Annotated in this window: 11 protein-coding genes, 1 tRNA gene and 1 pseudogene; 3 read left to right on the top strand and 10 right to left on the bottom strand. The window is 71.7% G+C overall.

Going from position 1 to position 13,033, the window contains the following annotated elements; all coding sequences use genetic code 11:
• Positions 1-74 precede the first annotated feature (74 nt).
• Positions 75-149: transfer RNA gene (locus FZN60_RS08435), tRNA-Thr, on the bottom strand.
• 238 nt (positions 150-387) lie between these two features.
• Between FZN60_RS08435 and FZN60_RS08430 the strand changes: the two genes are divergently transcribed.
• The gene (locus FZN60_RS08430; RefSeq protein WP_158873020.1) at positions 388-1,098 is read left to right on the top strand and encodes an NAD-dependent deacylase; all 711 of its coding nucleotides are present in this window, start codon (positions 388-390) and stop codon (positions 1,096-1,098) included.
• 19 nt (positions 1,099-1,117) lie between these two features.
• On the opposite strand, the gene hutU is transcribed toward FZN60_RS08430, so the two are convergent.
• The 4 genes from hutU to hutI are packed head-to-tail and all read right to left on the bottom strand — an operon-like array spanning position 1,118 to position 6,340.
• On the bottom strand, positions 1,118-2,791 hold the full coding sequence (gene hutU / locus FZN60_RS08425; RefSeq protein ID WP_158873019.1) for a urocanate hydratase: 1,674 nt from the start codon (positions 2,789-2,791) through the stop codon (positions 1,118-1,120).
• Positions 2,788-3,597 (bottom strand): N-formylglutamate deformylase, encoded by an 810-nt coding sequence (gene hutG, locus FZN60_RS08420; RefSeq protein ID WP_158873018.1) that lies wholly within the window; start codon positions 3,595-3,597, stop codon positions 2,788-2,790. The genes hutU and hutG overlap by 4 nt, the downstream gene beginning before the upstream one ends.
• A complete protein-coding gene (hutH, locus tag FZN60_RS08415; RefSeq protein ID WP_158873017.1) occupies positions 3,594-5,135 on the bottom strand; it encodes a histidine ammonia-lyase in 1,542 nt (513 codons plus the stop codon). Before hutH ends, hutG begins: the two co-directional genes overlap by 4 nt.
• Positions 5,132-6,340 (bottom strand): imidazolonepropionase, encoded by a 1,209-nt coding sequence (gene hutI / locus FZN60_RS08410; RefSeq protein WP_158873016.1) that lies wholly within the window; start codon positions 6,338-6,340, stop codon positions 5,132-5,134. The genes hutH and hutI overlap by 4 nt, the downstream gene beginning before the upstream one ends.
• An 84-nt stretch (positions 6,341-6,424) precedes the next feature.
• On the opposite strand from hutI, the gene FZN60_RS08405 reads away from it, so the two are divergent.
• Both FZN60_RS08405 and hutC read left to right on the top strand, forming a co-directional pair.
• Positions 6,425-7,786, top strand: coding sequence for a formimidoylglutamate deiminase (locus tag FZN60_RS08405; protein WP_158873015.1), 1,362 nt, complete (start codon positions 6,425-6,427; stop codon positions 7,784-7,786).
• A complete protein-coding gene (hutC, locus tag FZN60_RS08400; protein ID WP_158873014.1) occupies positions 7,783-8,484 on the top strand; it encodes a histidine utilization transcriptional repressor HutC in 702 nt (233 codons plus the stop codon). The genes FZN60_RS08405 and hutC overlap by 4 nt, the downstream gene beginning before the upstream one ends.
• On the opposite strand, the pseudogene FZN60_RS08395 reads toward hutC, so the two are convergent.
• The 5 genes and pseudogenes from FZN60_RS08395 to FZN60_RS08375 all read right to left on the bottom strand — a co-directional run bounded on the left by FZN60_RS08395 (position 8,485) and on the right by FZN60_RS08375 (position 13,020).
• A pseudogene (locus FZN60_RS08395) lies at positions 8,485-9,269 on the bottom strand (ABC transporter ATP-binding protein).
• Positions 9,266-10,042 carry an ABC transporter permease gene (locus FZN60_RS08390; RefSeq protein ID WP_422570057.1) on the bottom strand — a complete coding sequence of 259 codons (777 nt, stop codon included), beginning with the start codon at positions 10,040-10,042 and terminating at the stop codon, positions 9,266-9,268. The pseudogene FZN60_RS08395 and the gene FZN60_RS08390 overlap by 4 nt, the downstream one beginning before the upstream one ends.
• Before the next feature lie 78 nt (positions 10,043-10,120).
• Positions 10,121-11,062, bottom strand: a complete 942-nt coding sequence (locus tag FZN60_RS08385; protein WP_158873013.1) for an ABC transporter substrate-binding protein — start codon at positions 11,060-11,062, stop codon at positions 10,121-10,123.
• A gap of 111 nt (positions 11,063-11,173) precedes the next feature.
• Positions 11,174-11,863: an ATP phosphoribosyltransferase gene (gene hisG, locus FZN60_RS08380; RefSeq protein ID WP_158873012.1), complete on the bottom strand. Its 690-nt coding sequence runs from the start codon at positions 11,861-11,863 to the stop codon at positions 11,174-11,176.
• The gene (locus tag FZN60_RS08375; protein ID WP_246726654.1) at positions 11,860-13,020 is read right to left on the bottom strand and encodes an ATP phosphoribosyltransferase regulatory subunit; all 1,161 of its coding nucleotides are present in this window, start codon (positions 13,018-13,020) and stop codon (positions 11,860-11,862) included. Before FZN60_RS08375 ends, hisG begins: the two co-directional genes overlap by 4 nt.
• Positions 13,021-13,033: the final 13 nt, after the last annotated feature.

The raw sequence follows: 13,033 nt of genomic DNA, 5'->3' as shown, positions 1-13,033 counted from the left end.
GTCATCGAAACTGTCACCTGTCAGATCGGCCTGAGCCGGACCTACCGCTAACAGCATGAAAGGATTGAGGAAAATGGTGCTGCGAGAGAGGATTGAACTCTCGACCTCTCCCTTACCAAGGGAGTGCTCTACCACTGAGCTACCGCAGCGACGCGCGCTCTTTCCCCGATTTCCGGGGTGGCGTCAACCCTTCATCGCGCAGCTCCGCGCAAGGTGAGCCGGCGCGATGCGGATGGGCATCGCTCCGTGGAGCGAAGGATGGCTCGCGCCGTTCGTTGCCCCTGCTCCGATCCAGGAGGGGGCGTGCGTCACGACCTGCGATAGGGTGAGGCGGAACACGATATGCGGCAGCGGGCGCGAGCGCCGACCGGCGGAGAAGCGGGCAGGATGCGGATTTTCGTTCTGACGGGGGCGGGCGTATCCGCCGAGAGTGGTCTCGGCACGTTTCGGGACAAGGCGGGCACCGGAATCTGGGCGCGGTTCGATCCGATGAAGCTCGCGACGCCGGAGGCCTTCGCAGCCGATCCCGACACGGTTCAGGCCTTCTACAACGCCCGGCGGCGCAACCTCGTCGAGGCCGAGCCGAACGCGGCCCACGCGGCGCTGGCACGGCTGGAACGCGAGTTCGCCGCGCACGGCGGACGGCTCGTCCTCGTCACGCAGAACATCGACGACCTCCACGAGCGGGCGGGCTCGTCCGACGTCATCCACATGCACGGCGAACTCCTGAAGTCGCGCTGCACCCGCTGCGGGACGGTCGCGCCGGAGCGCGGCGACCTCGGGCCTCATTCCGTGTGTCTCGCCTGCGGCGAGATCGGGACGCTGCGGCCGCACGTCGTCTGGTTCGGCGAGATGCCGCTCGAGATGGAGCGCATCGAGGACGAGCTTCTTCGCGCTGACCTCTTCGTCGCGATCGGCACGTCCGGTTCGGTCTACCCGGCGGCGGGATACGTCTCGCTGGCGCGCGATGCGGGGATCGCGACCTGCGAGATCAACCTCGAGCCCTCCGACAACGCCTTTCTCTTCGACGAACGGCGCTACGGCCCGGCGAGCGAAGCCGTGCCCGCCTTCGTCGACGAGATCCTCCGCCGAGCCTGAGCCGAGACCCGAGACGGCCTCAGTTGCCGAGGATGGCGGGCAGGCGCAGGCCCTTCTCGCGCGCGCAGTCGAGGGCCTCGTCGTAGCCGGCGTCGGCGTGGCGCATGACGCCGGTGGCGGGATCGTTCCACAAGACACGCTCCAGGCGCCGCGCCGCCTCCTCGGTGCCGTCGGCGCAGATCACCATGCCGGCGTGCTGCGAATAGCCCATGCCGACGCCGCCGCCGTGATGGAGCGAGACCCAGGTGGCGCCCGAGGCGGTGTTGAGGAGCGCGTTGAGGAGCGGCCAGTCGGACACGGCGTCCGAGCCGTCGCGCATGGCTTCGGTCTCGCGGTTGGGCGAGGCGACGGAGCCGGAATCGAGATGGTCGCGGCCGATGACGACCGGCGCCTTGATCTCGCCGGTCCGCACCATCTCGTTGAAGGCGAGGCCGAGCCGGTGGCGGTCGCCGAGCCCCACCCAGCAGATGCGCGCCGGCAGGCCCTGGAAGGCGATGCGCTCGCGCGCCATGTCGAGCCAGCGGTGGAGGTGGTGGTTGTCGGGGAGAAGCTCCCTCACCTTGGCGTCGGTCTTGTAGATGTCCTCCGGATCGCCGGAGAGCGCCGCCCAGCGGAAGGGACCGATGCCGCGGCAGAAGAGCGGGCGGATATAGGCCGGCACGAAGCCGGGAAAGGCGAAGGCGTCCTCCAGCCCCGCGTCCTTGGCGACCTGGCGGATGTTGTTGCCGTAGTCGAGCGTCGGCACGCCTGCCCGGTGAAAGGCGAGCATGGCCTCGACGTGGGTTCGCATCGAGGCGCGGGCCGCCTGCTCCACCGCCTTCGGATCGCTCTCGCGCTTCCCGCGCCACGCGCCAAGGGTCCAGCCGGCGGGAAGGTAGCCGTTGACGGGGTCGTGGGCCGAGGTCTGGTCGGTGACCATGTCGGGCCGCACGCCGCGCTTCACCATCTCGGGCAGGATCTCGGCCGCGTTGCCGAGGAGGCCGACGGACTTTGCCTCGCCGGCCGCCGTCCAGCGCTCGATCATGGCCAGCGCCTCGTCCAGCGTTTCGGCCTTTTCGTCGAGGTAGCGGGTGCGCAGGCGGAAGGCGATCGAATCCGGGTTGCACTCGATCGCGAGGCAGGAGGCGCCGGCCATGACGGCGGCGAGCGGCTGCGCCCCACCCATGCCGCCGAGCCCGGCGGTGAGGATCCACTTGCCCCTCAGGCTGCCGCCATAGTGCTGGCGGCCGGCCTCGACGAAGGTCTCGTAGGTGCCCTGAACGATCCCTTGCGTGCCGATGTAGATCCAGGAGCCGGCCGTCATCTGGCCGTACATGGCGAGGCCCTTGCGGTCGAGCTCGTTGAAGTGGTCCCAGGTCGCCCAGCGCGGGACGAGGTTGGAGTTGGCGATCAGGACGCGCGGGGCGTCTTTGTGCGTGCGGAAGACGCCGACGGGCTTGCCGGACTGGACGAGCAGCGTCTCGTCGCCTTCGAGGGCGCGCAGGCTCGCGACGATGCGGTCGAAGTCGTCCCAGGTGCGCGCCGCTCGGCCGATGCCGCCATAGACGACGAGCTCGTTCGGGTTCTCGGCGACGTCCGGGTCGAGATTGTTCATCAGCATCCGCAGCGGCGCCTCGGTGGCCCAGCTCTTCGCCGAGAGTTCGGGCCCGCGGGGCGCGCGGATCTCGCGGATGTTGTGGCGGGACTGGCTCATCGGCTGGGTTCCTTGAGGGCGAAGGCGGCCCGCTCGACGCGGGCGAGGAGCGGGCCGAGGACGGCGCGCAGCCGGTCCGCCTTCGCCGCGTCATAGGCGAAGGGCGGCGCCTCGGCGGCGAGATGGGTGCCTTGCGCCAGTTCCATCTGGATCGCGTGGACGCCCGTTTCGGGACGCCCGTAATGGCGCGTCGTCCAGCCGCCGCGGAAGCGGCCGTTGAGGACGCTCGTGTAGCCATCGGCGGCCCGGCAGGTCTCGACGGCGGCGGCCTCGATGGCGGGCGCGCAGGTGCGCCCACCATCCGTGCCGATGTTGAAGTCGGGCAGCGTGCCCTCGAACAGGAAGGGGATGCGCGAGCGGATCGAGTGGCAGTCGAAGACGACCGAGTGGCCGTGGATGCCCCTCACCCGGTCGATCTCGGCGGCGAGCGCCGCGTGATAGGGCGCGTGGAAGCGCGCGACGCGCTCGGCGACCTCGGCCTCGTCCGGTTCCTCGCCGGGGCTCCAGATCGGCTGGCCGTCGAAGTCGGTCAGAGGCGCGAGGCCGGTGGTGTTCTGGCCGGGATAGAGGCTCGCGCCAGCGGGGTCGCGGTTGGCGTCGACGACGTAGCGATGAACGACCGCGCGCACCGTCGTGGCACCCGGCAGGAGGCCGTCATAGAGCCGCTCGACGTGCCAATCGGTGTCGGCGAGCATCCGGCCGTTGGCGTTCAGCCGCGCGGCGACGTCCGGCGGCAGCTCGGTTCCCGTATGGGGAAAGGCGAGGATGACGGGCGAGTCGCCCGGAACAGTTTCGACGACGCTCATCGCGCATCCCCGAGGTCGGGCAGAATGCCGGGGGAGACGCTCGCCTCGATGGCACCCGAAGCGGCGAGCGTGGCCGCGGTCTGGAGGTCGCCGGCAAGATAGCGGTCGGGCCCGAGGCTCGGCACGGCCGCGCGGATCGCGGCGAGCGCGCGCTTCAGCTCGGGGCTGGTTTCCAGCGGTCCGCGCAGCTCGACGCCCTGGGCCGCGGCCAGCGCCTCGATGCCGAGAATGCCGAAGAGATTCTCGGCCATCGGCGTCAGGCGGCGCGCGCCGTGGCAGGCCATGGATACGTGGTCCTCCTGGTTGGCCGAGGTCGGCGTCGAATCGACCGATGCCGGATGGGCCATCTGCTTGTTCTCGCTCATCAAGGCGGCGGAGGTGACCTCGGCGATCATCAGGCCGGAGTTGAGGCCGGGCTTGGGCGCGAGAAAGGCCGGCAGGCCGAAGGAGAGCGCGGGGTCGACGAGGAGCGCGACGCGGCGCTGGGCGATCGCGCCGATCTCGCAGATCGCCAGCGCAATCGTGTCGGCGGCGAAGGCGACGGGCTCGGCGTGGAAGTTGCCGCCCGACACCACCGTGCCGTCGGACAGGACCAGCGGGTTGTCGGTGACGGCGTTGGCCTCGATCTCCAACGTCGCACCCGCCTGGCGCAGGATGTCGAGGCAGGCGCCGCCGACCTGCGGCTGGCAGCGGATGCAGTAGGGGTCCTGCACGCGCTCGTCGCCGGTGACGTGGCTCGCGCGGATCGCCGAGCCGTCGAGCAGCGCGCGCAAGGCGGCGCCCGCGTCGATCTGGCCGCGATGGCCGCGCAGCGCGTGGATCTCGGCGTGGAAGGGCGCGGAGGAGCCCATTGCCGCGTCCGTCGACAGCGCGCCGGTGACGAGCGCGGTGCGAAGCGCCCGGTGCGCGGCGAAGAGGCCGGCGAGCGCCAGCGCCGTCGAGACCTGCGTGCCGTTGATGAGGGCGAGCCCTTCCTTGGCCGCGAGCACCACCGGCTCCAGCCCCGCCCTGGCGAGGGCCTCGGCGCCGGTCAGGCGCTCGCCGGCGAGGGTCGCCTCCCCCTCCCCCATCATTACCGCCGCCATGTGGGCGAGCGGCGCGAGGTCGCCGGACGCGCCGACCGAGCCCTTTTCGGGGATGACCGGCAGGACGCCGCGCTCGATCATCGCCTCGATGAGCCGGACGAGGTCGAGGCGCACGCCCGAGGCCCCGCGGCCGAGCGACAGGAGTTTCAGCGCCATCACGAGGCGCACGACGCCGGCCGGAAGCGCCGCTCCCAGGCCGCAGCAATGCGACAGGATGAGGTTGCGCTGGAGGGTCGCGACATCGCCCGCAGCGATGCGGATCGAGGCGAGCTTCCCGAAGCCGGTGTTGATGCCGTAGACCGGCTCGTCGCCGCCGGCGATGGCGGCGATGCGCGTGGCACCCGCCGCGATCGCGGAACCGCAGGACGCGTCGAGCCGCACCGGCTCCTGCCCGCGATAGATGCGCTCCAGCGTCGCGAGGTCGACGGAACCGGGTGCGAGGGTGATCGTCATGGGGCGGGGCTCGCGATCAGGCGGTGGAGCGGATTGAAGCCGATGCGGTAGGACAGCTCGGCCGGGTGGGCGACGTCCCAGACGGCGAGCTCGGCGCGCTTTCCCGCCTCGATCGTGCCGATCTCGCCCGAGAGGCCGAGCGCGCGGGCCGCCTCGCGGGTGACGCCGGCCAGCGCTTCCTCCGGCGTCAGGCGGAACAGCGTCGCGCCCATGTTCATGGCGAGGAGCAGCGAGGTCAGCGGCGAGGTGCCGGGATTGCAGTCGGTGGCAAGGGCCATGGGGACGCCTGCGTCCCGCAGCAGCGCGACCGGCGGCGCCACCGTCTCGCGCAGCGCGTAGTAGGCGCCGGGCAGGAGCACCGCGACGGTGCCGGCCGCGGCCATGGCCCGCGCGCCGTTTTCGCTCAGATGCTCCAGGTGGTCGGCCGAGAGCGCGCCGTACCCGGCCGCGAGCGCTGCGCCGCCGAGGTCGGAGAGCTGCTCGGCATGGAGCTTCACCGGCAGGCCGAGGCGTCTTGCATGGTCGAAGACGCGGGCGATCTCGTCGGGCTGGAAGGCGATCCCCTCGCAGAAGCCGTCGACGGCGTCGATCAATCCTTCGGCCGCGCCCGCCTCCATGCCCGGCAGCACGACCGCGTCGAGGTAGTCGCCGGGCCGGCCCTTGAACTCCGGCGGCACGGCGTGGGCGGCGAGCCAGCTCGTCAGGACGCGCACGCCCTCCTCCCGGCCGAGACGGCGGGCGGCACGCAGCATCTTCAGCTCGTCCGCCACCGTCAGGCCGTAGCCGGACTTGATCTCGATCGTCGCGACGCCCTCGGCGCGCAGCGCCCGCAGGCGCGGCCGGGCGCTCTCGACCAGCGCATCCTCGCTCGCGGCGCGCGTGTCGCGCACGCTCGACAGGATGCCGCCGCCGGCCCGGGCGATCTCCTCGTAGCTCGCGCCCTGGAGCCGCATCTCGAACTCGCGGGCGCGGTTTCCCCCGAAGACGAGGTGGGTGTGGCAGTCGATCAGCGCGGGCGTGACGAGGCGCCCGCCCAAGGTTTCGGCCGGCGCGTCCCGCCAGGCCTCCGGCAGCTCGGCGGCCGGGCCGGCATAGGCGATGCGCCCGTCCTCGGCGGCGACGGCGGCCTCCGGCACGAGGCCGTAAGGCGCGCCGCCGGGGCGCATCGTCGCGAGGGTCAGCTCCGTCCACACCTGCCGGGTCATCGCGGCGCCCGCCTTTCGCGCTTGTTCGTCGACCGGCAACGAGGTTATGTATAGACAAATAGGCTGTCAACCGAGGAACGAGCCATGCGCGTTTCGGCCGATCAGGCCCTGCTTCCGAGCGGCTGGGCGTCCCGCGTCATCCTGGAGATCGGCGCCGACGGGCGGATCGCCACCGTGGCGGACGGCCAGGCGGGCGCAGCCGACATCCACGTGCCGGTGCTCCTGCCGGCGCCGTCCAACCTCCACAGCCACACCTTCCAGCGCGCCATGGCGGGGCTGACGGAGCGGCGCAGCCCGGCCGGGCGCGACAGCTTCTGGACCTGGCGCGAGCTGATGTACCGCTTTCTCGACGTGCTGACGCCGGACGACGTCGAGGCCATCGCCGCCTTCGCCTTCGCGGAGATGCTGGAGGCGGGCTTCGGATCGGTCGCCGAGTTCCACTACCTCCATCACGGGCCGGACGGCGCGCCCTACGACGACCTCGCGGAACTTTCCTCGCGCGTCGTCTCGGCCGCGGCGGAGAGCGGCATCGGGCTGACGCTCCTGCCCGTCCACTACCGCCAGGGCGGGCTCGACGGCCGCCCGCTCACTGGGGGGCAGAAGCGCTTCGGCAACGACCTCGACCGCTTCCTGAAGCTCGCCGAGGGCGCGCGGACGCTGCTGCCGCGGCTCGGGCCCGACGCGCGCTTCGGCCTCGCGCCGCATTCGCTGCGGGCCGTGCCGGCGGCCGACATCGCCGCGCTGGAGCGCGCCCTGCCCGACCTCCCCTTCCACATCCACGCCGCCGAGCAGGAGGCCGAGATCGCCGAAGTCGAGGCGGCGACGGGCATGCGCCCCGTCGACTGGCTCCTCGACCATTGCGACCTTTCCCCGCGCTGGTGCCTGATCCACGCGACGCACATGACGGAGACCGAGACGGACCGGCTGGCGCGTTCGGGTGCCGTCGCCGGGCTCTGCCCGGTCACCGAGGCCAATCTCGGCGACGGCATCTTCGAGGGGGTGCGCTTCCTCGACGCCGGCGGGCGCTTCGGCGTCGGCTCGGACTCCAACATCCGCATCTCGGCCGCCGAGGAGCTGCGCCAGCTGGAATATTCGCAGCGCCTGCGCCATCGCGGCCGCGCGGTTCTCGCCGAGCCCGGCGGCTCGGTCGGCCGGCGGCTCTACGACGGCGCGCTCGCCGGGGGCGCGCAGGCGCTGGGGCGCGAGAGCGGCGCGATTCGGCCGGGCGCCTTCGCCGACCTCGTCGGGCTCGATCCCGCTCGCTTCGCCGGCAACGGACAGGGCGACGGCGTCCTCGACGGCTGGCTCTTCACGGGTGACGGCCGGGCGGTTAGGGAGGTCTGGTCCGCCGGCCGGCACGTCGTGTGCGGTGGCACCCATGTCCGGCGCGAGGCGATCGAGTCCCGCTACCGCGCCGCCTTCGAGAAGATCCTGCCCCGCCTATGAAGCCGCCCGCCCGCTCCTCCTTCCGCGCGATCAAGGACGAGATCGCCCGGCGCATCGGGGAGCGGGCCTGGAAGCCCGGCAGCCTCATCCCGGGCGAGGAAGCGCTCGCCGCCGAATTCGGCGCGGCCCGCGCGACCGTCAACAGGGCGTTGCAGGAACTCGCCCGCGCCGGCCTCATCGAGCGCAAGCGGAAGGTCGGCACCCGCGTCTCGATGCACCCGCCCCGCGAGGCGCGCTTCGCCATTCCCCTCGTCGCCGAGGAGATCCGCGCGTCTGGCGCGGCCTACGGCTACCGGCTGATCTCGCGCACCGAGCGGCCGGCGACGGCCGAGGACGCGGCACGCTTCGACGTCCCCGCGGGCGAAACGGTGCTGCATCTCGCCTGCCTGCACCTCGCGGGCGGGCGGCCCTACCAGTTCGAGGACCGCCTCATCAATCCGGCCGCCGCCCCGCGGGTGCTGGAACAGGACTTCGAGACCCACGGACCGAACGAGTGGCTGGTCGGCTCGGCCCCCTTCTCGCGCGGCGAGTTCACCTTCTTCGCCGACCTGCCGAGCGCCGAGGAGGCGCGCCACCTCGCCGTCGAGCCGAACGCGCCGGTCCTCGTCGGCGAGCGCCGCACCTGGCTCGTCGCGCGTCCCGTCACCGCCGTGCGCATGGTCCACCCGCGCACCCACCGCCTGACGAGCCTCCTGTAGCTAGGCCTCGCGGTCGGCGCGGATCGCCTCGGAGCGGATCTCCTCGGTCAGCTGGGCGCGCAAGGCGCTGAATTCGGGGCTGGACTTCAGCGTGTAGTGGCGGGATGGGGCAGGTCGACGGGGATGATCGACTTGATGCGGCCGGGCCGCGCCGACATCGTCACGATGCGCGAGCCGACGAAGATCGCCTCCTCGATGTCGTGGGTGACGAACAGCACCATCTTGTGCTGCCGCTCCCAGATGCCGAGGAGGAGTTCCTGCATCAGGCCGCGCGTCTGGTTGTCGAGCGCGCCGAAGGGCTCGTCGAGGAGCAGGATCTTCGGATCGTTGGCGAGCGCCCGCGCGATGGCCGTGCGCTGCTGCATGCCGCCCGAGAGCTGCTTGGGCCAGTGCTTCTCGAAGCCCGTCAGCCCGACCTGGTCGACATAGTAGGCGACCGTCTCGCGCGCTTCTGCCGCGCTCGCGCCCTTCTCGCGCAGGCCGAAGCCGATATTGTCCTCGATCGTCAGCCAGGGAAACAGGGTGTAGGACTGGAACACCATGCCCCGGTCGGGCCCCGGCCCGGTGACGGGCCGGCCGTCGAGCGTCACCGTGCCGGAAGTCGGCCGGTCGAGGCCGGCGACGATGCGCAGCAGCGTGGACTTGCCGCAGCCCGACGGCCCGAGGATGGTGACGAAGTCGTCGGAGGGGACGGAGAGGTCGGTCGGCTGCAGGGCGGTTACGGGCTTGCCGCCGCGCACGCCCGGAAACACGCGGCCGACGCCCGAGATGAGAAGCGCGCTCACGCGAACCTCCAGGCGAAGAGCCGATGGTTCATCGCCTTGAACAAGACGTCGGTGACGAGCCCGATGAGGCCGATCACGATGATGCCGAAGATGATCTGCCCCGTCGCCATCAGCGCCTGGCTGTTGATGATCATGTAGCCGATGCCCGACGAGGCGCCGATCAGCTCGGCGACGATGACGTAGGTCCAGGCCCAGCCGAGAACGAGGCGCAGGATCTCGGCGATGTCCGGCGCGCCCGAGGGGATCACGACGCGCGCGACGACTCCCCGGTCGCGGGCGCCGAGCGTGTAGGCGGCCTCCACGAGGTCCTGGCGCGTGGCGCCGACCGTGCCCGCGACCATCAGCACGATCTGGAAGAAGGAGCCGATGAAGATGACGAGGAGCTTCTGCGTCTCGCCGATGCCGGCCCAGAGTATCAGGAGCGGCACGAAGGCCGAGGCCGGCAGGTAGCGCGAGAAGGAAACGAAGGGCTCGAGCAGCGCCTCGACCGGCTTGTAGGCGCCCATCAGGATGCCGATCGGCACGGCGAGGACGGCGGCGAGCGCGAAGCCGCCGACGACGCGCCAGACCGTCATGCCGATGTCGAACAGGAAGTCCTGCCGGCTGAGAAGGAACCAGCCGTCGGCCAGCATGGTCAGCGGGTCGGCGAGAAAGGTCGGCGACACGAAGCCGCCGAAGGTCGCGACCGACCAGACCGCGACGAAGAGGGCGAAGAAGGAAAGGCCGAGAGCCACGCGGGCCCGCGCGCTCACCGGCTGGAAGGGACGGATCATGACGGCGCTCGGAACCCCGGCAACTGGAACGGCGGCCGGCGGGACCTCGGGCGGCCCCGCCGGAACGGCGCGAGGCGGCTACTTGATGTAGCTCGGATCGGCGAGCGGGGCGATTTCGGGCTTTTCGCGGATGACGCCGATCTCGAGGAGGAGGTCGGCGGCCTCGTTCGAGAAGGTCGCCCACTCGCCGGCGAAGAAGGTCTCGTTCGCCGCACGGTCCTGCCAGCGCAGGTTCGCGGCGGAGGCCGCGAACTGCTCGGCCGTCTGGTTCACGTCGCGGCCCATGATCTCGTAGGCCTTGTCGGGCTCGGCCGCGATCATCTCCAGCGCCTCGAAGTAGCTGTCGGCGAGCGCCTTGCCGGCCTCCGGGTTCGCCGAAAGGAACTCCGGCGTGCAGCCGACCGTGTCCATGACCGCGGGATAGTCGAGGGTGGTGGCGAGGATCTTGCCGCTGTCGGGGGCGGCGCGCACGGTGGAGAGATAGGGCTCGTAGCTCATCGCCGCGTCGTTCTGGCCAGCGACGAAGGCCTGAGCGGCGGGGCCCGGCTCCATGTTGACGACGCGCACGTCGCGCATGGTCATGCCGTTCTTGTGCAGCATCCAGGCGAGCAGGAAGTAGGGCGAGGTTCCCGGCGCGGAGGCCGCGACCGACTTGCCCTTGAGGTCGGCGAAGCTTTCCACGTCGCCGCGCACGGCGATGCCGTCGGCGCCGTAGCTCTTGTCGAGCTGGAAGATCTGCGTCGTCTTCACGCCGTTGGCGTTCCAGGCGATCCAGGTCTCGACGGTGGTCGCGGCGCACTGGATGTCGCCCGAGGCGATGGCGAGGTGGCGACTCGCCTGCGGGATCTTCTGCAAGGTAACGTTGAGACCGTGCTTCTCGAAGATGCCGGCGTCGCGTGCCAGGGTCAGCGGCGCAAAGCCCGTCCAGCCGGAATAGCCGAGGTTGATGTCCGTCGCGTGGGCGCCCGTTCCACCGGAGAGGAGGAAGGCGAGCGCCGCGAGCCTGATCCGTGAAACCATCGTCGCGCCCCGTTATGTATAAACAAAACCGAGGATGACCGACGCGGCCCAGCTGGTCAAGCACTGATCAGCGGCGCCGATGCCTAGTCCTTGTGCAGTGCGGAACTCTCGTCACGATGCGCGGAAGCGGGCGGCGACGGCCTCCGCGAGCCCCGCATCAGCGGGCCCGGCGAGCGAGCGCATGAGGCAAGCCTCCGAGCGCAGGATGATGCCGTCGTCGAGGACGCGCAGGTGGTTCGCGCGCAGCGTGTCGCCGGTTGAGGTGATGTCGACGACGATGTCGGCCGAGCCAGCGGCCGGAGCACCCTCGGTCGCGCCGAGGCTCTCGACGATGCGGTAGGACTGGATGCCGTGGCGCCGGGCGAAGAAGCCCTGCGTCAGGCGCCAGTACTTCGTCGCGATGCGCAGGCGCCGGCCGTGGCGCTGGCGGAACTCGGCGGCGACGTCGTTGAGGTCCTCCATCGTCTCGACGTCGACCCAGGGGTCGGGCACCGCCACGACGACGTCGGCGCGCCCGAAGCCGAGGCGCGCGACGATCTCGACGATGTCGCCGGGCTCGGCGGCGGACTCGCGGATGAGGTCCTCGCCGGTGATGCCGAAGTCGATCGCCCCGTCGCGTAGCTCGCGCGCGATCTCCGAGGCCGAGAGAAGCAGCACGTCCAGTCCTTCCGCCCCCGCGACGCTGGTGCGGTAGGAGCGGTTGTCCGCGGCGGCGGACACCGTGATGCCGGCGCGCGCCAGGCTCGCCACGGCGTCCTCCTTCATGCGGCCCTTGGACGGAATGGCGAGGGTGACGCTCATCGCGCGGCCTCCTGCGGGTCCACGATCTGCCGGATGCGGTCGAGCCAGAGCGAGAAGCCGACGGCGGGGATCGGCGCCTCGGCGCCGAGCAGCATCAGCAGGCGGTCGTAGCGCCCGCCGCCGGCGAGCGGCAGAACCGAGCCACGCGCGCGCGCCTCGAAGACGACGCCGGTGTAGTAGTCGAGCGAGCGGCCGAAGGCGGCGCGATAGCGGATGGCGGCGAGGTCGACGCCCGCGGCCTCCAGCGCGGCGTTGCGCGCCTCGAAGAGGGCAAGCGCCCGGCCGAGGTCGATCTCCGCTTCGTCCGCCTTGGCGCGCAGCAGCCGGCCGGCCTCCGAGAGCGGGCATTCGAGGCCGAGAAAGTCCTGCAGGATCGCCAGCGCCTGGGGCGCGAGGCCGGCCGCGGCGAAGAGGCGCTTCTCGATCAGCCGCCCCGCGACCTCCGCCGGCGTACGGCCGGAAAAGGGCGGCAGGCCCGCCGCCTCCATGCGCGCGGCGATCGCGGCTTCGAGCGCGGGGCGCGCTTCGGGCTTGGCGAGCGCGGCGATCTCCGGGTCGAGCCGGCTGCGGCGGCCGGCGGCGCCTCCCGCGGCAAGGGCCGTCAGGGTCGCCTGCAGCCGCGCCTCGTCGCCGAAGGAGCGCAGGAGCCGGCGCTGCCAGCCGGCCGGCAGATCGAGCGCTTCGAGGAGGGCTTCGAAGAGGTTCTGGTCGCCGACGAGAAGGTCGAGCCCGGCCGGGTCGAGGCCGAGCGCCGCGAGGGCTTCCAGCGCGCCGCCGATCGCCCGGGCGTCGGCGCCGGCCGTGTCGGCGTCGCCGAAGTCCTCGATGCCGGCCTGTTCGAACTCGGCCGGCTCGTCGCTCCTTTGGCGGAAAACGAGGCCGCGATAGCCGTAGGCGCGCGGCAGGCTCTTCGCTTCGGCGATGTGGGCGAGGCAGACGGGAATGGTGAATTCGGGCCGCAGGCACAGCGTTTCGCCGCGATCGCCCTTTGTCAGGAAGATGCGGCGGCGCAGCGCGTCGCCGGCGGCGTCGAGAAAGGGCTCGGCCGGCTGCAGCATCGGCGCATCGAGCGGCACCGCCCCGCGGCGCGCGAAGAAGTCCGCCAGCACGGCCTCGGGGCCGCCGGCCGGCCGGGAAGGAGCGGGCGCGTCGGCCACGGGACCCGGCCGG

Source organism: Antarcticirhabdus aurantiaca (assembly GCF_009765365.1).
In the GTDB taxonomy this organism is placed as follows: Bacteria; Pseudomonadota; Alphaproteobacteria; order Rhizobiales; family Rhizobiaceae; genus Antarcticirhabdus; species Antarcticirhabdus aurantiaca.
Note: the sequence above shows the minus strand (reverse complement) of the source record. Positions and strands in the feature narration are given on the sequence as shown.